Source organism: Vicinamibacterales bacterium, from assembly GCA_036012125.1.
Classification (GTDB): domain Bacteria; phylum Acidobacteriota; class Vicinamibacteria; order Vicinamibacterales; family UBA823; genus UBA11600.
Genome location: DASCOS010000013.1, coordinates 135463 through 155439 on the forward strand (window position 1 = coordinate 135463; position 19977 = coordinate 155439).

Below are 19977 nucleotides of genomic sequence, written 5' to 3' on the forward strand. Positions count from 1 at the left end.
TTATGGTCAAGGCGAAGGCGGTGACTTCCGAGTCTGTTGAATTTGAGGGGCCGATTAGAGTTCTTTTGCATGAGATCGAAGGTCTCATGCAACATCCTCAAACAAAAAAGCGAACTGAGGCCATTGGCGAACTCCGCAAGCGCCTTGAAACAGTCACCTCCGAAGTGTATGCAGACTTAACTGCGTGGCAGCGTGTGCAGGTGGCACGTCATCCAAATCGGCCAAATACGTTGGATTACGTGTCTCGGCTATTCAGTAATTTTTCTGAATTACATGGCGATCGAGCCTTCGCCGATGATCATGCAATTATCTGTGGTCTAGCTGATTACCGTGGCGAGTCGATTGTCGTGGTCGGGCACCAAAAGGGCGGCGCGGATACTACGGAGAAGATTTTTAGAAATTTTGGCTATGCCAAGCCGGAAGGATATCGGAAAGCGATTCGGGTAATGAAGTTTGCGGAGAAGTTTAGCCGACCAATAATCGTGATGGTAGATACGCCAGCCGCATATCCTGGTATTGAGTCTGAGGAACGAGGGGTGGCTCAGGCCATTGCCTACAATCTTCGGGAAATGGCGCAGCTGAGCGTACCGATTATTGTTGTAATAACGGGAGAAGGTGGGAGCGGTGGCGCCCTGGGTCTTGCGATCGGCGATCGAATCCTGATGCAAGAGTATGCGATTTATAGCGTGATCCCGCCAGAGGGTTGCGCGGCCATTCTGTGGCGCGATGCAAATCAGAAGGCAGCAGCAGCTGAAGCGCTAAAGATTAGTGCTAAACAACTGCTTGAGTTCGGGGTCATCGATGAGATTGTGCCAGAACCAAAGGGTGCCGCACATGCTGACCCAGCAGCTGCGGCCGAAATACTCGATGAGGTTCTTGGTCGGGAGTTTGACAAGTTAATCAGGGATGACCCAGAGTCTCGTCTGGACAAACGTTATGAGAAGTTTCGGCGCATGGGTAATTTTGGATTGGAGGGTCTTGATGTTGAATCCGGTCCGACTGCCGAGGATAGGTAGGAGTGCCCTTCAAGGGTTGGCGGGAGCAACAGTATGATGCGCAGCTTGCCAAGTCTCTCAGCGATTCCCTAAAAATCTCACTGCTCCTCAGCAGACTATTGGTGCAGCGAGGGGTAACGGATCACTCTACCGCTCATAGGTTCCTCCATCCTAGCGTAGAGCAGTTGCACGACCCATTCCAACTCCCCGATTTTTCCAAGAGCATTGATCGTTTGGTGACAGCTGTACAGAAAAAGCAGCCCATTGTCATTCATGGCGACTATGACGCTGACGGTGTGACGTCAACGGTCATGGTTAGTCGATTACTTGAGCTTCTTGGTGCAAGGGTTTCTTATTACATACCCAATCGCTTCTCAGATGGTTACGGTCTAAGTCCAGAATCCGTCAAGAAACATAGCGATGCTGGTGCGAAGGTAATCGTTTCGGTCGACTGCGGTATTCGGAGCGTTTCCGCAGCAGTCACAGCCGAAGAATTAAACGTAGACTTAATCATTACAGATCATCACGAACCATTCATCACGGCGCAGGGCAATGTCGAGCTTCCCAAGGCTTTTTCTGTAATTAATCCGAGCCTTATATCCTCTTCCTATCCCGAAAGGAATTTATCTGGAGCGGGCGTGGCATTCAAGCTTGTGCAGGGTCTTTGTCAGCAGACGGGGCATCAAAACTGGTTACCGGCCTTCACCAAGTTGGCAGCCATTGGAACGGTGGCTGACGTAGTGCCATTACAAGGTGAAAATCGTGTAATTGTTAGCCTCGGCCTGGATCAGTTGTCATCGGGCCCTAACAATGTTGGCCTAGATGCTTTAGTCGAGGTGGCTGGATTGGCTGGTAAGAGAATTGATAGTGAAAATTTAGCATTCCGTGTAATTCCGCGCCTAAATGCGGCCGGTCGTATGGGGTCGGCTGATTTAGCTGCACGGTTACTGCTAACCAACGATCCTTCCAGTGAACGCGAAGCTAATGGCCTGGCTCGGGAGCTTGATGAGCTCAATACGCAACGTCGGCTGGAGCAGAGTAATGTGTTCACGAAAGCAAAGGAGAGAATAGACGCAGATTCTGAGATTGGTTCGCACAGAGTCATCGTTATTGGAGGGGAGGGATGGCATCGTGGCGTTATTGGAATTGTCGCTTCTAAGCTCGTTGAAACGTATGAGAGACCCTCCATCGTCTTATCCATCAAGGGAGAGATGGCTTACGGTTCGGCGAGAAACACGGCACACTTTGACTTACTTGGTGGGCTCACTCAATGTGCTGAGTTGTTCACTCAATTCGGCGGTCATCGAATGGCTGCCGGTGTGACACTTGAGACCGCCAACCTTGCGACACTCCAGCTAAGAATGAATCAGTATGCAGAGATGAGGGCAAGCGATGAAGAGGACAAGTTTCAGCTGGAGATTGACGCGCCTTTGGAACTTAAAGAGTTGAATGTAGAGGTAGTCGCCGGGATTAATCAACTGAAACCATTTGGTCAAGGTAATCCCGAACCCGTCTTTCAGGCGAGTGGCGTGAGAATAATGGAGGGCCCAACGGTACTTAAGGATCAACACTTGGTCATGACGTTAAATCAGGAGGGGCATGTTTTCCGCGCAATCGCTTGGCAGTCGGCTCATAGGCGGGAATTCTTTCTAGGGCTCGGAGGCGTGATTGATGTTGCTTACTCCATAATGGAAAATCATTTTCGAGGCGAATATAGCGTCCAGTTATCTGTTGCTGATGTAAGGGAAGCCCGGTAAAGTGGTTTTAGAATCAGAATTGCGCCATGACTACTTGGCAACGCAGAACACGGACTCTTATTGGGCTCATAGGATTATGTCTGGGCGCAGTAGTCCTTTTAACGCTTAAGGATCGGCCGTCCATTCAGGACCCTAATGAATCGTTGGGTCTAACTCCTGACTTGAGTTTTCACAGTGTAAACAGTGTGGTGACCCAGGTCACAGGTGAGAGGCGCAATCTAAGAGTAGAGGCTGATCAGCATTTTGCATATTCAGATGGTAGTAGTCGCATTGATGGCGTGAGGGTCATCGTGGAAGATGAAAACGGCGACCAGATCTTAATCACGAGTCGTAAGGGTCAAGTTGGTCAGTCAGAACATCAGATAGAGGTGACTGGCGACGTAATTCTTGAGGCTAGTGATGGATTCTCCGTCCACACTGAACAGGCCTCGTATGATAACAGGGTGGGGTCCGTCAGCATTTCCGGCCCTCTTGCATTCTCTCGTGGTCAATTGGTTGGTTCGGCAGTCGGCGCTCTATATGACGATCAAACCGATCAGCTTCGACTGTTTTCTGAATCCCAAGTTACCTTAGGGCGGCTAGAGTTCACCAGCGACGCGGCCGTTCTTGCGGATACCTCATTATCGTTCTCGCGGGATGTTCTGATCGAGGAGGGCAGTTGGAGCACAGTTACTCAAGCAGCATATGTTCAGTACGATCAGGCAGAGACTCACGTAGAGTTAGTTCAGTTACGAGAACAGGCTCGAATGGAAAGTCTTTCCGCTACTCCAGGGTCAGTGGTGATGATGGAGGCGAGAGAGATCGACCTTGAGTACGATAAGGAAAGCGGGTTATTGAACAACGTGAACTTGCTGGGCAACTCAGAAATCAGACTGGCCGGGTCCACGCCAACTGCTGGAGAGCGCATCGTAGCGGATTCAATAGACGTTTCATTGGGCGCTGATGGAAGCTCCGTTACCTTCTTAGAGGCTAGAGAAGGCGTAGAAATCGATTTGACTGATGGAAACTCGGAATCGCTTCAACAGATTCGCGCCGGAATGATGATCAGTGATGGTGATGGGACTCGCGGGTTGACGATGATGGAGTTTATGGAAGATGTTGAGTTTCGATCACTAGATTTTGACGGCGCTAATCAACGGGAATTAGCAACCGAAGCAGATCGGCTGGAGGCATCTTTAGCAGGCAGTCTAGGCGAAATGGAGAGTGCTCGTTTTACGGGGAATGTCAGATTTTCACATGGTGATACGAACGGCGTGGCTAGATTGTTGTTCTATGACATCAACGCTGGCGTCGTGAGACTCCGATCGTATGGTGGCGAGGGGGAGACTCCCCACATCATGGACCCGAACGTAGAAATTGAAGCCGAAGAAATTGATTTAGCGCTTGATGGCACATCCATAAGGGCTCAGGGAGATGTTCGGAGCGTTCTCTCGTTTTCAGGAATTTTTTCATCGAGCACCCCTTCCTATGCGAGGGCTGGTCAACTGGCATATGACTCGAAGGATCGTCGAACGACGTATTCTGGCGGGGCAAGACTTTGGCAGGGTAACACTGCAATACAAGGGGAGATAATCGAAATTCATCAAGACACGGCCGATGTAAGGGCTAGTGGAGATGTGAGGTCGACCTTCAACCTTGAGGAAATCGATGATGTCACTAGTGAGGTCAGGCAAGTACAAACCATTGGGGTCGCTAACTCTATGCGCTATGAAGGAGTGGCCCGTCGGGCAACTTACACTGAGGAAGCACACGTTAACGGCCCGCAGGGTGATTTATCAGGAGATGAAGTTGAGCTCTATTTCGGGCGGTCTCACCTAGAGTTGGAGCGAGTTGAATCACGAAATCGAGTTAAGTTACTGCTGACGGGGGTTACAGCAACCGGGCTTGAGTTGACGTACTTCACGACTGATGGTCGCTACATAATGCGAGGCTCGCCGGTGCAAATTCTTGAAGAACTGCCTGGAGAGTGCCGCGAGACGCAAGGAAAATCCCTAACGTTCTTCCGTGCGAGCGAGACGGTGTCTGTCGATGGCAATGAAGAGGTTCGGACGATTACTAGAACGACTTCGATTGAATCTTCAGAAGATGCACTTACGGAAGCCTCCTTGAATCTTGCCAATGATGGAGCAGAACTGGTGGCGACACTTTCTGAAAATTGCCCTCAGCCTCAATTTAATTGAATGGCTACGCTGCTTGCGAACAACCTAACGAAAAGATACGGAGGGCGGACTGTTGTGCGCGAGGTCACCCTCAAGGTTGAATCCGGAGAAGTGGTGGGCCTCCTTGGGCCAAATGGTGCTGGAAAGACTACAACTTTTTATTTAGTACTCGGCCTGACGGCACCAGAAACCGGCCAGGTTTCTTTAGACGGCGAGGATATTACGCATGACCCCATGTACGTTCGGGCTCGCAAAGGGTTGGGTTACCTTCCGCAAGAGCCATCTATTTTCCAAGGGCTCACAGTGGAGGAAAACATCCTTGCTATCTTGGAAACGCTTAATATCTCGAAGGGTGAGCAAAGAGACAGAACTCGTGAGTTATTGGCTGAACTTGATTTGACTGGTCTAGCAAAAGCTCCCGCTTACACACTGTCTGGTGGTGAACGGAGGAGGGTTGAGATTACCCGGGCGCTTGTCGTGTCACCGTCTTTCTTGCTCCTAGATGAACCGTTCGCCGGGATAGATCCAATTGCCGTTACCGACATTCAGGATATTATTTTTCACCTAAGAGAGCGAGGTATCGGCGTATTGATCACTGACCATAATGTTCGAGAGACTCTCAAGATTACCGACAGAGCCTACATTGTGAACGAAGGAGAAATCTTTCGTAGCGGCACCCCTTCTGAACTGGCCGCTGACGAAGAAGTGAAGCGAATATATCTCGGCACAGACTTCCGATTGGATTAAGATGCGAGAATCGAGCGGCTTAGGTCGTTCGCGCCTTTGATTAATGCCTCTTCAGCAAAAGCTACAGGTCAAGCTTTCTCAGAAGCTAATCTTGACGCCCTCTCTTCTGCAGGAGCTCAAGATGCTTCCGATGTCAACGGTCGAGTTGGCAGAGATGCTGAATCAGGAGATGGTTGAGAATCCTTTGCTGGATGAGAGGTCAGATGAGGAATCCAACTCAGAAGCCAATACACAGGAGGGTGATAGTCAAATCCCTATAGACGAGGTTAGCCCGGCTGATGAAATACAGCGGACAGATAAGACCGCAGAGTCTTCCTCAGAGTCGAGTGGGACAGAGAACACGTGGGATGACGCCGATATCGCATATTTCTTTGGTGAATATCTGGGCGAGGAATCAAGGTCGACGGCTAATCGAGATTTTGGAACCCTCCCTCCACTCGAAAATACTTTATCCGCAACAACATCTCTGGCTGATCATTTGACCTGGCAACTGTCATCCTCGCAGCATACAGAGATCATTAAGGAGATTTCGACTGCAATTATCGGCAACCTGAATGAAGATGGCCAGCTGGTGGCGTCGACGGAAGAACTGTGTGCCATGGGTCCATGGACGAAGACAGACGTAACTAAGGCACTTGAGGCTGTCCAGCAGTTTGATCCGATCGGAGTCGCTGCCAGAACTCTACAGGAATGCCTGTGGTTACAACTTGAGCACTTAGGCTTTGCCGGTACGATTACGGCGCAGATTGTTGGTGAGCACCTCGACTTGGTTCAAAAGCGGCGGTTGCCCGAGCTTGCAAAAATACTAGGGCTCACGGTGGATGAGACTAAACAGCATATTGAGGTCATCAGTCATCTCGATCCTAAGCCGGGAGCCTGTTATGGCTCCTCGGTGTCGGAGCATGTTATACCCGACGTATTGGTCGTTAAGAGGGAAGGCGTCTTTGTGGCCGTGGTGAACGATGAGGGTCTTCCTAAGTTAAGAATTAGTCCAAGGTATCGACGACTTATCAACAAAGACTCGAAAGCGAGTGTCGAAACTAAATCTTACGTGAGGGAGAAGTATCGTTCCGCTCTTTGGCTTCTTAAGTCTATTGATAAAAGGCAGGCAACTATCCAAAAGGTTGCTGACAGCATCGTAAAGCTTCAGGCCGGGTTTCTTGAAAATGGCATCGGCGAGTTGAAGCCCTTGGTGCTCCGAAACGTAGCGAATGATATTGAGATGCATGAGTCGACGGTAAGTCGGGTGGTTAATAACAAGTACATGCACACGCCTCAAGGTCTATTTGAAATGAAGTATTTCTTTAACAGTGGAATTAGTAATTCCTATGGAGAGAGCATATCCTCCGTTACGATAAAAGAGAAAATACGGAAAATAATCGAAAAGGAAAACCCTGAGGCACCGCTTAGTGACGCTAAGATCGTCACGGCTCTAGGGGAAGAGGGATTAGTTCTAGCGCGAAGGACAATTGCAAAATATCGAGAAGACCTAAGGATCCCGACCTCCACCCAGCGTAGAGTTGCTTATTGAGGCATTTGAATGACGAAGCAGTAGATGTTAAACCTGTGAAGAGGGGACTAGTAGATAGAAAATTGTCCGTGCAAAGGAGACACGGGTTCATAGATCGATTTATTGATAACAGTGCTCGCGAGAGCGCGCAGAGATTGATATGAGCGGTGGAAAATTGTCTCCAGACGGACGTTTTGTGATTTTAACGGGGCTTTCTGGCTCCGGTAAATCCCAGGCAATTCATGCGCTAGAAGATCTCGGATACTTCTGTGTAGACAATCTTCCGTCGACCCTCATTCCGACGCTGGCTAATTTAACCGCTCTTGCCGGGGGCGTTCGGGCAAAAACAGCTGTTGTGGTCGATATTCGCGAGGGTAAGTTTCTGTCCCAGTTTCCAAAGGTGTTTAAAGAGCTACAGGCTGATACAAGTTTAGGCCTCAGGCTAATCTTTCTTGAGGCGACTGATAGCGCTCTGTTACGACGATTTAGCGAGACGAGAAGACCTCATCCGCTGGCTCGCCAACGTTCCCCACGTGAGGGTATTCGGATGGAGCGCAAACGGTTGGCTAAAATTCGACGGCTTGCAGATCAGATTATCGATACTAGTAATATGACGGTGCATGAACTACGGAGATCCTTTCTTGATTTAACCCGGGCTCGCTCTCAAACCAAGCTGGTCATGACATTGCTATCATTTGGGTTCAAATACGGTAATCCAGTCGACGCGGATCTCTTATTGGATGTACGGTTTCTCCCGAATCCCCACTTTGTCCCTTCGTTGCGTGCTAAAACAGGCCGTAGTAAGGCTGTGAGAGAATTTCTGTGCGGTCATCATGAAACCAAAGAGTCTCTTTTAAAACTTGAGGAGTTCTTAAGGTTTCTCATTCCTAAATATGTTGCAGAGGGCAAGAGCCACCTAACTGTTGCAATTGGATGCACTGGAGGGCGGCATCGCTCTGTGACGATAGCTGAGGCTCTAATGAAGCGGCTGAAGTCCATTAAAGAAGTCCGCCTTCGCACTAGACATCGAGACGTTCGAGCGGATTGAGAAAGGTAGTCGTGGTCTATCAATTGCGTTCATTGATAGTTGTCGAGAGGAGAGCGGCTTGAGTGATGGGGTGACGAAGGTCGAGAAGCCCTGGGGCTATGAGTTGCTCTGGGCGATAACCGATCGATATGTTGGGAAGATAATCCATGTAAATGCAGGCCATGCTCTCAGCCTCCAGTATCACGAACGGAAGGATGAAACGATATTGGTATGGTCAGGAAGGGTTGTTCTTGAGGTGAAAGAGGACGGTCAACTGGTTCAGAGGGAAATGGCCTCTGGAAAATCTATCCACCTCGCTCCCGGGACGGTGCATCGGATCACGGCAATCGAAGAAAGCGACCTTGTTGAAGTATCAACGCCAGAACTAGACGATGTTGTTAGGCTAGAAGACAACTACGGACGTGCCGATCCGTTACATCGGTCGAAGTAGCCGTCGCCTAAGAACGAACCCCTTCGTCAAAATGGAATATCGTCGTCGGTGAGTTCACCTGCTTGGTTGGGGCTAGGGGAACTAGGCGCTGATTCACTGTCAGCGCTACTAGATCGTGAACCACCATCACCTCGGCTGCCAAGGAGTACTAGGCGATCGCCAGGCCCCACTCTTACTTCAGTCGTGGATCGCTTTTGGCCTTCTTTGTCTTCCCATTGGCGCGTTTCGAGGCGACCCTCAACAAAAATCTGTTTTCCTTTTAGCAGATACTGGCTCAGATTCTCGGCAGTTTTACCCCATAAGACGATTCGATGCCATTCAGTCTTCTCTTTACGTTCACCAGTATTTTTGTCTTTCCAGGTGTCAGTGGTGGCAATGCTAAAATTTGATACCGCAGCGCCGCTTGGCGTGTATTTCAATTCAGCATCTCTACCAAGATTTCCCACTAGAATCACTCTATTCACGCTACCCATCGCATTCCTCTTTTCGAAATATGTGTAATAACTCGAGCCAGACCATCTGTCGACTCAACACTGAATTTAGGGGCGGTTTAAGCGATTGAGCGCCTGAAGTGCGAGAGCGGCCATGCGACTATCGGGAAAGCTGTCCAGCACAGTCTGAAATGTTTCGCGGGCCTGATCCGTATCGCCAAGGCGATCAAGTGCTAGTCCTTTCTTGTATTGAGCTTCAGGAACAGCATTTCCTTCTGAATGGTTTACGATTACCTCGTCGTATGCGAGTACGGCATCGGCGAATCGTCCATCATTATAGTGAGTTTCCCCAATGTAAAACTGTGCGTCGTCGGCTAGGTCAGACCGGGGAAAGGTCTTAATGTATGTATCAAAACCTGCGATGGCTAAAGACCATTGACCGGTTGAATAATCTGCCCACGCATTATCGTACAAGCGTTGAGGGGAGATCCCTGGATTTGTTGGAAGAGGTGGCTCCGGGCTTGGCGCACTGACTTGTTCGCCTTCGGATTCAGTGGCCTCGGAATCGTCTACAGTTGCCGGGAATCGTGGAATTGACATCCTGAGCGCTTCGATTTCCTGAGAAAACGAAGAAATCCGGACGTTAGTATCATCAACCTTCTCTCTAAGAACACGGATACTGTTTGCAACAGTATCGACGAGTAAGCGGCTGTCGGCAAAGGCCTGGCGATTGATCGCAGCCTGGTCGGTTACCGATAGCGACATGTCGTCCAATGCTTTTGTGAGAATCGCCACCATTAGGGCAAGCTCTTGCGTTTGCATTTGGAGAATCCGAAGGTCGGCCATTATTTGGCGCTCTTCATCACTCTGAGCACTCAAAGGATGACTCAAGGCAAGGCTGAGCATGATCGAGCCTAGTAATGTGAAGAGAACCTTACGTTTCATGATGCGCCTTGCATATTATTGGGCCGTTATAACGAAATGGGCCCGGCGATTCAACTGCCAGGCCTCCTCGTCCTGCCCTGGGGCAAACGGGAACTCTTCTCCGTAACTTATCGTACGTAGTCGGTCTTCAGAGATACCCAAACTTATAAGGTAATCTTGAGCTGCGAGAGCGCGACGCTCGCCAAGAGCTAGATTGTACTCCGCCGTTCCACGTTCGTCGCAATGTCCTTCTATTGTAATCACCCAGCTCGAGTACTGACGCAATGTTGTAGCGTTTCTTTGGAGGTCGAATTGGGTATCGGGACCTATCTCAGAGCTATCGTATGCGAAGAAAACAGGGACCAGTGGTGACTCCCGGTTAAGTTCGTCCAAAGATTGGACTATGAGCGGTTCCTCTTCCAGCACGGGTTCCGGCTGAACGGCCGCTGGGGGTTCAATAGGAGCGGGGGGTGCGATTGGCGCGGGCGGTGGAGCGATAGGCGCCGGTGGGGGAGTAGGCTCTACTTCTGGCGGCGGGTTGCCGCCGCAAGCTCCGGTAGCCAAGGTCGCTGCAATAACACCAGAAAACATAATTTGTTGAATCGTTAGTCGTATCTGCATGGCAATATTAGTCTCAAATGGAGCAAGTCGAGGACTCCCTTAATGTTTGTTTGCTTCAATATGACCAATGGGACATTTCGTTGTTTCCCACTCGGGTAACTCGGTTAAGATTTCGTCCGTCTCTGGCCATTGTGAAAATTTGCTTTTCACCTGAACGTGTTGAGGTAAACGCCAAATGTCGACCATTCGGAGCGTATGCTGGACTTTCGTTGGTACCTAGTCCGAAGGTTAACTGACGGACGACTCCACTCGCCAGTTCAAGAACCTTAATGTCGTGACCCGGGCCCGTTCGTGAAGAATACGCGATCTCGTTAAAGGGCGATGGGGACCATGTTGGGCGATCACAATAGGATTCAAACGTCATTCGCCGTATTCCTGTGCCGTCAACACTGATCACGTAGATCTGAGGCCGTCCTGACCGGTCTGAGGTGAATGCCAGTTGGTTACCAGTTGGCGACCAAGTTGGGCTTGTATCGATTGCTGGGTTATGGGTGAGTCGCGTTAGGTTACTTCCATCGATATCAACGATATAGAGCTCAGGATTACCATCGCGGTTCGAAGTAAAGGCGATCTGTCTACCGTTGGGTGACCAGGCTGGTAACCAATTCTGCTCCTTAGCGTTTCCAGCGGCAGGGGTTTCTAGGCGTCCTTCATAGATAAACGACACGAACACGTCTGAAAACCCGCGACGATACGAGGTGTAGGCAATAGCGCGACCATCCACTGACCACGAAGGTGTGATATTAAGCGACCGATTAACGGTTACTCGTTGAGGATTTCGACCGTCATAATCAGCGATGTACACTTCCTTGATCGTTCGGTTGTCGACCGGACCGATCAGTCTTTCTCCGTTGCGATCAGAAACAAAGGTTAGCTTGGTTCGTGCGACTCCACGCAAACCACGTTGATTCTGATGGATTTCGTCAGCAATCGTGTGTGCGTACAGGCGAGGGTTTCTTGCAGACCCAGTGTACTGGCGACTGAAGACTGATTCCTGACCACGTACGTTAAAGAGGCGAACCTGGACTTGGACCATCTCATTGGTTCTTTGAACTGTTCCAATGACGACTCCATCAGCGCCGATTTCACGCCATCGATCAAAAGGAATGTCGGTCATTGACCGAGCGGCCGGTATCGTGTTGTACGTGTCCCTAGGAATCATGTAGAACTCTCGCTCGAAATCGAGATCGTTCCAGAGCACTTCCGCCAACATTTGAGCAAGTTCCGTGGTTTCCGGATCGTCGGTAAGGATGATGAAGTCTGGAACAGCGAAGCGAGGTTGCGTGCCGATACTTTCCCCGATAATGAGTTCCACCTCAGATGGCTGACGCTGGGCTGCTTCTTGCTGGGACAATGGCAATGTCTGCAGCGGAGAAGCTTGGGTTGTGATCAGGGCAATGCCAAGGAGAATCGAGGCGACGACGAAATGTAATTGGTTGCCCATTAGGGTAGGTATTGGAAAACGAGACGAACAGTTAGTGAGTCTTCCGAATAGGCGCTTGGCAGGGGCGGAAGCTGGGCTGTTAGCAGCACTGCCCGCTGAGAGGCGAGGTCGAGTGCCACATAGCGACTTGTGCGGATAACTCCGACATCGACAAGGCGTCCGTCCCGCTGAATGGTAAAGCGTACTATGGTCTCTCCCGTTACTTGCTGTTGATTGTTCCAGTTGCGTTGTATAAGGTCGGCCATCGTTCTTAAATACTCCGGGCAGCAAAACGAACCAACATCAAGCTCTCCACCGGCACCTCCTCCGCCACCAGTCGATAGTCCGAAGCCGAGGCCCTGAACGCCGGTCTCTGCGAGTGCGCTACCTGGCCTGACTTCATCACCCTCACTTCTCGTAGAACCTCGGGCGCCCTCCGGGGCCGATTCGACTTCTGGTGGATTGGCCACCTCGCGCCGGCGCGATTCGGGGGTGGGTACAGCCATTTCAGGAACCTGACGGGCGGGAACCCGGACTGCCCTGGGACGAGGATCTGGGGGAAGGTCATTGATTTGTTGGACAGGTCTACCACCGAGAGGAGTCTGGCCTCCAGTGTCAGGCCCCTCCGGACCTCCAAGACTGATTGACATCGTCGGACCCACTTCGGTCTCAGCCCGAACGCCCCATTCAGATGGAAGGAGTATAAGCACGAGTAAGGCGACCACATGCACCACTGCTGAGACGCCCAACATTTTCCCGAAACGATCCGGATTGACTGAGCGCGCTAGGAGGACCTCTGTTGCCGATTCCTTCATAGGTTAGTGTGTTCGTTAACGATCTTCTGGTAGGCGGGTGACAAGGCCAACACGTTGAACCCCGCCATCCTTTAGCTTATCCATGACCGCCATCAGTTCCTGCATCGTGACAGCAGAATCGCCGCGAAGAAACACATCATCCTGGTCATTTTCGGATAGGGTCTGACGGACCCGCTCGTCTAGAACGCTGAGCGGCACATCCTCCTCGCCTAGTTGCACAATACCATCTGTGCGGTAGCTAAGCGGAATCGTAACGAATATTCGATCGGCACTAATTGAGGAGGCTCGCCTAGCAACGGGTAGGTTAACGTCCAGTCCTCGTTGCATCAGTGGCGCTGTCACCATAAAAATAATTAGGAGCACGAGCATTACGTCGACCAATGGGATTATGTTTATTTCAGAGAGAGAGCTCGACACTCTTTCCCCTCGTGCTCGTCGAGTGCTTCCAGTCGAGTGAGCCTTGTGAATCCTCAAGGTTGCCTTCCGATCACGAGAAGTTTCGCTCCGCTATATTTAGAAACTCTAAGGAGAAGTCATCCATTTCCGAGACGAATAGTTTTACGCGATGAGTCAGATGATTGTAAAAGTACACGGCCGGAATCGCCGCGAAAAGGCCGGCTGCCGTTGCAATGAGTGCTTCAGCAATTCCAGGCGCGACTACACCAAGACTGCTAGAGCCTGTTGCAGCAATTCCTTGGAATGAGTTCATTATTCCCCATACTGTTCCAAACAGTCCGATGAATGGTGTAATGCTTGCAGTGGTTGCCAAAAACTCTATCCGGCTCTCCATCTTATTCACCTCGACGGCAGCTGCTCGTTGTAGAGCGCGGTCTAAGGCGTCGATGCTCCTGAGTGTGAGACTGGAGTCGGAAGGAGGCGAGTCGTCGTCGTTTGACGCCCGGAGTTGAGAATTGAGTTCCGCATACCCGGTCTGAAAAATTCCAACCAACGGACTTCTATTAAGCGATCCGCAAACTGCTTGAACCTCTGAAAATTTTCGACTACGTCGAAAGACATCTCGAAATCGCTCAGATTCACTTTCGACAAGGCGAAAATGCAGTATCTTGCGAAGGACGATTGCCCAGGAGGCAACTGAAAAGAGAATCAGGATTAGTAAAACGAATCTGGAGAGTAGGCCGGATCGAGCGACGAGGTCTAGGACGCCGCTACCCATCGTGCTATCAGGCATATCACCCTGCACTTGCAAAAGCGCCAGAGTGATGAATCCAAGCGTGCGCAACGAAGCCTCCGAGCAATTCAATGCGCCGCTGGGACAGCGCGACGAGTGAGCGTAGCACGCGGATTAAGGGCTGTCAAACGTATGATAGCATGGGGTTTCCCGTGCCGTGACTAATCTGGCAAGGGGCCCTAATCAAACAGCGGAATGAGCAATGATTCGGTTTCTTCAGATTAAGAACCTCGCGGTAATTGAGGAACTTCAGCTGGAATTGGACGATGGGCTGACTGTCCTTACGGGAGAAACGGGAGCTGGAAAGTCGATCATTGTCGGCGCCATGGGCCTGCTTGTTGGGGACAGAGCATCTTCGGAACTGATACGCACAGGTGAATCCTCTGCAACGGTAGAGGCGATCTTTGAGAAGGCTGACGGCGCTGAGATTTTGGTTCGCCGAGAAATTCATTCAAGTGGAAGAAGTCGGGCCTTCGTTGATGGAACCCTCGTTACAACGTCTCACCTTCGCTCCCTCGGAACTGAATTGCTCGACCTTCATGGTCAACATGCTCACCAACAACTGCTCAATGCGACGTCACACATTGATCTCCTAGATGAGTTTAGTGGCCTCATGGGAGACAGGGGCGAGCTTTTTACGCTCTTTGAGAAACTTCGCACCTGTCGTTTGGCCCTGGATGAGGCCAGTAGTGAAACGAAGGACGTTGGCGATCGGCTTGAGATGCTACGATTTCAGCTTGCCGACATTCAAAAGGTAGACCCTGGCCGCGGTGAGGCTGATCAGCTTAGGGAAAAGAGGAAACGCCTCTTGAACGCGGATTCAATCTATCGTCTGTCAATCGAGGCTTATGAGTCCCTATACGAGTCGGAGGGATCCGTCATTGATTCCTTGGCTGATATTTGGCGTAAGGTTGAGGAGTTATCTGACCTAGACGATTTATTTAAAAACCATCTCCCGTCAAAGGAGTCCGTTCAGTCCCAGCTTGAGGAGCTTGCTCAAGCCTTAAGGACTAGGAGTGAGGAGATCGATGGTGTTCCGGAGCAGCTGCAAGAGGTTGAAGACCGACTCGCGACTCTCGATGACCTTGGTCGTAAATATGGACAAGGCGACGTAGATCGGGTTTTAGATCGCCAAGTAGAACTCGAAGACGAATTGAAAACCCTCAGTAACTATTCAGGCCGGATTAAGGTGTTGACGATTGAGTTAGAAAAGGTCGAGCAGCAGTACCAAAAATGCGCAGAAGAGCTATCAAAAAAACGCCGAGCGATGGCGCCTAAGCTTACCGATCGACTCGAGTCGTTAATGGGTGAGCTAGCGATGGAGAATGCTCGGTGTCAATTTCGATTCGTTCAGAAAGATGGCGAGCTTCCAATTACCGAACGCGGCATTGACCAATGCGAGTTGTATCTTGCCCCGAATGAGGGCGAGGAGCCCCGACCTTTAGCTCGCATAGCGTCGGGTGGGGAGTTGTCCAGAGTCATGCTGGCTCTTAAGACCGCAGCCTGTTCTGATGAAGCAGGGAGGACCCTTGTTTTCGATGAAGTTGATGCAGGGATTGGTGGGCGTGTCGCGGACGTTGTAGGTAGACGGCTAAAAGGCCTCGGCGAACGTTTTCAGGTTCTCTGCGTTACCCATCTTCCACAGATAGCGGTTTACGGTTTGGGTCAGATTGAGATTCGCAAGGTGGTGAATGAGGGGCGGACTTTAACCACTGCGGCGGCGGTGTCGGGATCGGAACGTCTTGATGCGATCGCGGCTATGATGGGAACAGGCAGGCCGACTGCTCAGAGCCGTCGAAATGCAGCTGAGTTGTTAAAAGGGGCTCAATAGGGCAGGGAGAAGAAAACACGAATGTTGAGTAAGAAGTCAACCGTCAAGGTCCCAGGCGATTACGGGCGAACTTACGCGGTAGAGACCTTCGGCTGTCAGATGAACATCCATGACTCAGAGCGAATGGCTGGCCTGCTGGAACAAACAGGCTACGTCAGGGTTGAAGATGCCATTAAGGCTGACGTCGTTATCCTAAATACCTGCAGTGTGCGGGAACGAGCGGAGGATAAACTGTTTAGTCGTCTCGGGCAAATTTCAGCCGACCGAAGGCAGAAGCCCCCGCTAATGGTCGTTACGGGTTGTCTTGCACAACAAGAAGGCACTGATATGTTTGAGAGGGCAAATCAGGTCGACGTTGTTGTGGGAACGCAGGCAGTCCGTCGCCTACCAGAACTTCTTGACCGAGCAAAAACCCTGGGATCGAATCAAATCGATGTCAACCCGTACGAGGATGTCTCATTTCCTCTTGGACTCGCAGTAAGAACTGATCCGGTCAAAGCTTACGTAACAATTGTGGAAGGCTGCAACGACTTCTGTGCGTTTTGCGTGGTTCCTTATACTCGAGGTCACGAACGGATGAGAATTTCGTCCGAGATAGTCAGTGAAGTCAAGGCGGCGGTGAGCTCTGGCCATAGAGAGGTTCACCTTCTCGGGCAAATTGTTAACCACTACCAATGTCCAGTGGACCAAGAGTGTGATTTTGCCGGTTTACTGGAAAAGCTTAACGAGGTGTCAGGTCTGCTACGGATTCGTTTTGCAAGTCCTCATCCGCGACACGTTAACAGCAGAATGATTTCAGCGATGCGCGATCTGCCTACTGTTTGTGGACACCTCCATCTTCCTCTTCAATCAGGATCAACAAGCGTCCTACGAGCGATGCGTCGGCGTCATACGCGGGAGAACTACCTGGACCTAGTTGAGCGAGTTCGCGCGGCAATACCGACGATTGACCTTTCAACCGATATTATTGTTGGGTTTCCAGGAGAGACCGAGGAGGATTTCCAAGAGACCCTCTCATTAGTTAAACAGGTCGGGTACAGCAGCATGTTTTCTTTTAAATATTCTGAACGGCCAGCAACATTGGCATCACGTCGGATCCCAGAAACCGTGAGTGAATCGGAAAAGACTCAGCGAATCGTCGAACTCCAGTTAGTGCAAAGACAGATTCAACTAGATCTGAATAGGCAGTCTATTGGGACTACGGCATCGGTGCTCGCAGACAGCACCTCGCGGCGACACGATGGAGAACTCTCTGGTCGCACTGGCGGAAACCTTGTTGTGAATTTTCCCGGAGACCCCCTATGGGTGGGGCGCTTGGTGAATGTAATAATTAGGAAGGCCGGGCCCCATAGTGTTTGGGGAGAGTCGGTTACTCTCGGAGAGGCGGGGCAGATAAATGCAAATTGAAATGAACATTAAGGGTTTGATGCTGGACCCAACTACCAAGATGCCAATAGTTATTCTTCGAGATAACAAGGGAGATAATGTTCTGCCTATTTGGGTGGGTAGTCCAGAGGCCAATGCCATCGCGCTCCAAATTGAAAACGTGGCAACACCTCGACCAATGACCCACGATCTTCTAAGAAATGTTATTCAGGACTTAAAGGGCGAGGTTCAAAAAATAGTTGTTTGCGACCTGAAGGGAAATACCTTCTATGCCATGATCTACCTCTTGGTAAATGGGGAAGTGGTCGCAATCGATTCTCGTCCAAGCGATGCGATCGCCCTGGCGGTCAGAGTAAAAGCGCCAATCTTCGTCGAGGAAACTGTGATGAGTGAGGCCAAGAAATCCGATCTTGGGCCAGAGAAGGTCGACCAAGAGCAACTCGGTGAATGGCTCGAGAGCCTCGATCCAGAAGAGCTCGGTAAGTATAAAATGTGACCGTTTCCTACTAAAAAACGGTTTCCTTGACACGACAGTGAGCGCTCCCTAGAATACCGCAGCCGCTAACGGAGCTGCGCCTGATCGATTCGGGTTCCTTATTTTGGGCTCTCAGTGCTCACGTCATGTCCATGGTAATCGCGATTGCCAATCAAAAAGGGGGAGTTGGAAAGACAACTACGGCGATTAATCTCTCGGCCGCTCTCGCCATTCGATACGAGCAACCGACCCTCCTGATCGATCTTGACGCCCAGGCGAACGCAACCAAGTCCTTTATCGATATCAATACTGTCGGACAATCCGTCTATGACGCGATGCAGGGTAACAACTGCACCATTGCAGACACAATTGTTAAATCTGAACAGGAGTACCTGTCAGTTGCTCCGGCGAAGATTTCCCTAGCCAAACTTGAACAGAAGCTGGCGGGGGAGATTGACGCGTACCACAGGCTACAGGATCGGCTCAAGCCGATTCGGAGGCAGTACAAGAACATTGTGATCGACTGTCCGCCAGCCCTAGGAATACTTACGGTAAATGCCCTGGTTGCGGCTACGCACCTATTGGTTCCAGTCCAATCGTCGTATTTTGCGCTCGAGGGAACGGACGATCTGATTGAAACGATAAAGCAGGTCCAGGGAAGGCCGAACCCGAAGCTAAAGCTTCTTGGTGTGCTGATAACGATGCACGAGAAGCGGAAAACTCTAGCTAAGGATACTCAGAAAGCGATTAAGAAGGTTTTCGGGAAAAAGGTGTTCAAGACGGTGATCTCTAAGAGCGTTAGGTTGGAGGAGAGCCCGGCATACCGGGAATCGATTTTTACCTTCGCGCCTTCGTCAAAGGGCGCGAGCGAATACTTTGCTTTGTGTGAGGAGGTTATGGACCGTGCCTAAAAGGAGCGGGCTTCCGCCCTCGGTTAAGATGCGACACGACGCACACTACGTCGAAACTCTAATTGCCCCTGGCGGGGAGCCCGTTGGGCGAATTGTCTCAATCGACAAGGTTGACCCAAATCCAAACCAGCCTCGTCAGGTTATGGGCGATTTGTCAGAGCTGAAGAACTCAATTTCTGAGCAGGGAATAATTCAGCCGCTGATTGTTAGGCAGCGAGGCGATCGATTCCAGATTATCGCAGGGGAACGGCGCTACCAGGCTGCGGTCCAGCTTGGACGAGATGAGGTTCCGGTTGTTATTCGCGATACCAAGGATGAAAGGGAAGTTCTAGAGCTAGCCCTGATCGAGAACATTCAACGCAAAGACCTTACTGCTTTTGAGGAGGCCGAGGCCCTAGGCATCCTGGCTGACAAACACGGCTACACACACGAGCAGCTTTCGAAGCGGCTTGGTAAATCGCGGACAACAATTACTGAGTCACTCGCTCTCAATGGAATGTCTGAAGAAGTTAAGAATCGATGTCGGCTGGCCGACATTACCTCTAAGTCCCTATTATTAGAAATAGTTAGGCAGTCAGATAAAGCAAAGATGATCGATGTTCTTGAGCGGATTGCATCTGGGGGAAAGACTACGAGAGAGCTGCTTCGAAGGGAAAAGGAAAAGCCTAAGGCTGGTCGCCCGAAGGCCTACGTGTATCAGTACAAGGACCCGGAGAAGAAGTTTAATGTGAAGCTCAGCTTTGGCAAGGCTCGCGTGAATAAGAGTGAGTTGATATCAGCGCTTGAGGCCATCTTGCGGAACCTTCAGAAGTCTGGCGATTAGGGATGTCGGTTACTTCGCGTAATAGGCTTGGCTTCCGAACATCGGTTGGAGCTGGCTCATCAAGGTTTGATTTTCTAGTTAGGCTGGTTGCTGGATTTATCCAGCAAGGAATTGGACGATGGCGAACCGCTGTATCGTAATACTGGTGATGTGATGTTCTTAGATCACTGGAAAGAGTACCGACCATGGCTGGTGCGGGCACTGAATCAGCAGGGCAAGTTGAAGCTGGTGTTTGCCCACGAGGTAGCTGAACGAGTAGGAGCGGTGGAAACATCGGCTCTCGCGAGTGGGCTATCGCTGGATGCCGCCCATGAATTGGGAAATTTGGAATTGAAGAAGATTTCCAACGTCCTTTTTGGACCATAGTAATAGAGTTTGGCTGGATGCTAGTTTGGCCGCTCATGGGTTGCGGCATCCTCATAGGGTTCTACCACCCTAGGCTTTCTTTTCAGGGTTGTCAGTCGACCTGACCCTCTATATATGTTTACATAATAGACGTTAT

The 19977-nt window shown here is 50.6% G+C and carries 20 protein-coding genes; 13 read left to right on the top strand and 7 right to left on the bottom strand.

Translation table 11 applies throughout. The features are described from left to right. Window positions 1-2: 2 nt before the first annotated feature. From QGH09_05825 to QGH09_05855, 7 genes are all read left to right on the top strand, one after another. A complete protein-coding gene (locus QGH09_05825) occupies window positions 3-1016 on the top strand; it encodes an acetyl-CoA carboxylase carboxyltransferase subunit alpha (GenBank protein HJO17697.1) in 1014 nt (337 codons plus the stop codon). Between the two features lie 2 nt (window positions 1017-1018). Beyond that, the gene (gene recJ, locus QGH09_05830) at window positions 1019-2752 is read left to right on the top strand and encodes a single-stranded-DNA-specific exonuclease RecJ (protein HJO17698.1); all 1734 of its coding nucleotides are present in this window, start codon (window positions 1019-1021) and stop codon (window positions 2750-2752) included. 26 nt (window positions 2753-2778) lie between these two features. Further along, window positions 2779-4932, top strand: a complete 2154-nt coding sequence (lptC, locus tag QGH09_05835; protein HJO17699.1) for an LPS export ABC transporter periplasmic protein LptC — start codon at window positions 2779-2781, stop codon at window positions 4930-4932. Continuing rightward, a complete protein-coding gene (lptB, locus tag QGH09_05840) occupies window positions 4933-5658 on the top strand; it encodes an LPS export ABC transporter ATP-binding protein (GenBank protein ID HJO17700.1) in 726 nt (241 codons plus the stop codon). A 43-nt stretch (window positions 5659-5701) separates the two neighbouring features. Then, entirely contained in the window at window positions 5702-7189 is a 1488-nt protein-coding gene (gene rpoN, locus QGH09_05845; GenBank protein ID HJO17701.1) for an RNA polymerase factor sigma-54, read from the top strand. A gap of 139 nt (window positions 7190-7328) precedes the next feature. Continuing rightward, window positions 7329-8216, top strand: a complete 888-nt coding sequence (gene rapZ / locus QGH09_05850; protein ID HJO17702.1) for an RNase adapter RapZ — start codon at window positions 7329-7331, stop codon at window positions 8214-8216. Between the two features lie 58 nt (window positions 8217-8274). Next, window positions 8275-8646, top strand: a complete 372-nt coding sequence (locus QGH09_05855) for a cupin domain-containing protein (GenBank protein HJO17703.1) — start codon at window positions 8275-8277, stop codon at window positions 8644-8646. Window positions 8647-8672: 26 nt separating this feature from the next. Here QGH09_05855 and QGH09_05860 read toward each other — a convergent pair whose 3' ends face one another. The 7 genes from QGH09_05860 to QGH09_05890 form a co-directional block, all read right to left on the bottom strand. Then, window positions 8673-9119 (bottom strand): single-stranded DNA-binding protein, encoded by a 447-nt coding sequence (locus QGH09_05860; protein HJO17704.1) that lies wholly within the window; start codon window positions 9117-9119, stop codon window positions 8673-8675. A gap of 66 nt (window positions 9120-9185) precedes the next feature. After that, window positions 9186-10022, bottom strand: coding sequence for a tol-pal system protein YbgF (gene ybgF / locus QGH09_05865; protein HJO17705.1), 837 nt, complete (start codon window positions 10020-10022; stop codon window positions 9186-9188). A gap of 15 nt (window positions 10023-10037) precedes the next feature. Beyond that, window positions 10038-10622 (bottom strand): OmpA family protein, encoded by a 585-nt coding sequence (locus QGH09_05870; GenBank protein HJO17706.1) that lies wholly within the window; start codon window positions 10620-10622, stop codon window positions 10038-10040. A gap of 55 nt (window positions 10623-10677) precedes the next feature. Next, window positions 10678-12066, bottom strand: coding sequence for a Tol-Pal system beta propeller repeat protein TolB (gene tolB, locus QGH09_05875; GenBank protein HJO17707.1), 1389 nt, complete (start codon window positions 12064-12066; stop codon window positions 10678-10680). After that, window positions 12066-12860, bottom strand: a complete 795-nt coding sequence (locus QGH09_05880; protein ID HJO17708.1) for a TonB family protein — start codon at window positions 12858-12860, stop codon at window positions 12066-12068. The genes tolB and QGH09_05880 overlap by 1 nt, the downstream gene beginning before the upstream one ends. Before the next feature lie 15 nt (window positions 12861-12875). After that, window positions 12876-13277 carry a biopolymer transporter ExbD gene (locus QGH09_05885; protein HJO17709.1) on the bottom strand — a complete coding sequence of 134 codons (402 nt, stop codon included), beginning with the start codon at window positions 13275-13277 and terminating at the stop codon, window positions 12876-12878. Window positions 13278-13347: 70 nt separating this feature from the next. Further along, window positions 13348-14100, bottom strand: coding sequence for a MotA/TolQ/ExbB proton channel family protein (locus QGH09_05890; GenBank protein ID HJO17710.1), 753 nt, complete (start codon window positions 14098-14100; stop codon window positions 13348-13350). 151 nt (window positions 14101-14251) lie between these two features. Here QGH09_05890 and recN point away from each other — a divergent pair, with 151 nt between their 5' ends. From recN to QGH09_05920, 6 genes are all read left to right on the top strand, one after another. Then, on the top strand, window positions 14252-15880 hold the full coding sequence (gene recN, locus QGH09_05895; protein HJO17711.1) for a DNA repair protein RecN: 1629 nt from the start codon (window positions 14252-14254) through the stop codon (window positions 15878-15880). Between the two features lie 21 nt (window positions 15881-15901). Beyond that, window positions 15902-17287, top strand: coding sequence for a tRNA (N6-isopentenyl adenosine(37)-C2)-methylthiotransferase MiaB (gene miaB, locus QGH09_05900; protein HJO17712.1), 1386 nt, complete (start codon window positions 15902-15904; stop codon window positions 17285-17287). Then, window positions 17277-17762 carry a bifunctional nuclease family protein gene (locus QGH09_05905; GenBank protein ID HJO17713.1) on the top strand — a complete coding sequence of 162 codons (486 nt, stop codon included), beginning with the start codon at window positions 17277-17279 and terminating at the stop codon, window positions 17760-17762. The genes miaB and QGH09_05905 overlap by 11 nt, the downstream gene beginning before the upstream one ends. A 125-nt stretch (window positions 17763-17887) precedes the next feature. Continuing rightward, complete coding sequence (locus tag QGH09_05910; GenBank protein HJO17714.1) at window positions 17888-18652, top strand: ParA family protein; 765 nt, start codon at window positions 17888-17890, stop codon at window positions 18650-18652. Then, window positions 18645-19475 (top strand): ParB/RepB/Spo0J family partition protein, encoded by an 831-nt coding sequence (locus tag QGH09_05915; GenBank protein HJO17715.1) that lies wholly within the window; start codon window positions 18645-18647, stop codon window positions 19473-19475. The genes QGH09_05910 and QGH09_05915 overlap by 8 nt, the downstream gene beginning before the upstream one ends. Before the next feature lie 87 nt (window positions 19476-19562). Further along, complete coding sequence (locus QGH09_05920) at window positions 19563-19841, top strand: hypothetical protein (GenBank protein ID HJO17716.1); 279 nt, start codon at window positions 19563-19565, stop codon at window positions 19839-19841. Window positions 19842-19977 lie beyond the last annotated feature (136 nt).

Coding starts and splice junctions, on each gene's coding strand:
- lptB (HJO17700.1), top strand. CDS start 4,933: ATGGCTACGCTGCTTGCGAACAACCTAACGAAAAGATACGGAGGGCGG.
- QGH09_05825 (HJO17697.1), top strand. CDS start 3: ATGGTCAAGGCGAAGGCGGTGACTTCCGAGTCTGTTGAATTTGAGGGG.
- rpoN (HJO17701.1), top strand. CDS start 5,702: ATGCCTCTTCAGCAAAAGCTACAGGTCAAGCTTTCTCAGAAGCTAATC.
- QGH09_05880 (HJO17708.1), bottom strand. CDS start 12,860: ATGAAGGAATCGGCAACAGAGGTCCTCCTAGCGCGCTCAGTCAATCCG.
- recN (HJO17711.1), top strand. CDS start 14,252: ATGATTCGGTTTCTTCAGATTAAGAACCTCGCGGTAATTGAGGAACTT.
- QGH09_05870 (HJO17706.1), bottom strand. CDS start 10,622: ATGCAGATACGACTAACGATTCAACAAATTATGTTTTCTGGTGTTATT.
- QGH09_05910 (HJO17714.1), top strand. CDS start 17,888: ATGTCCATGGTAATCGCGATTGCCAATCAAAAAGGGGGAGTTGGAAAG.
- lptC (HJO17699.1), top strand. CDS start 2,779: ATGACTACTTGGCAACGCAGAACACGGACTCTTATTGGGCTCATAGGA.
- tolB (HJO17707.1), bottom strand. CDS start 12,066: ATGGGCAACCAATTACATTTCGTCGTCGCCTCGATTCTCCTTGGCATT.
- QGH09_05860 (HJO17704.1), bottom strand. CDS start 9,119: ATGGGTAGCGTGAATAGAGTGATTCTAGTGGGAAATCTTGGTAGAGAT.
- ybgF (HJO17705.1), bottom strand. CDS start 10,022: ATGAAACGTAAGGTTCTCTTCACATTACTAGGCTCGATCATGCTCAGC.
- rapZ (HJO17702.1), top strand. CDS start 7,329: ATGAGCGGTGGAAAATTGTCTCCAGACGGACGTTTTGTGATTTTAACG.
- miaB (HJO17712.1), top strand. CDS start 15,902: ATGTTGAGTAAGAAGTCAACCGTCAAGGTCCCAGGCGATTACGGGCGA.
- QGH09_05905 (HJO17713.1), top strand. CDS start 17,277: ATGCAAATTGAAATGAACATTAAGGGTTTGATGCTGGACCCAACTACC.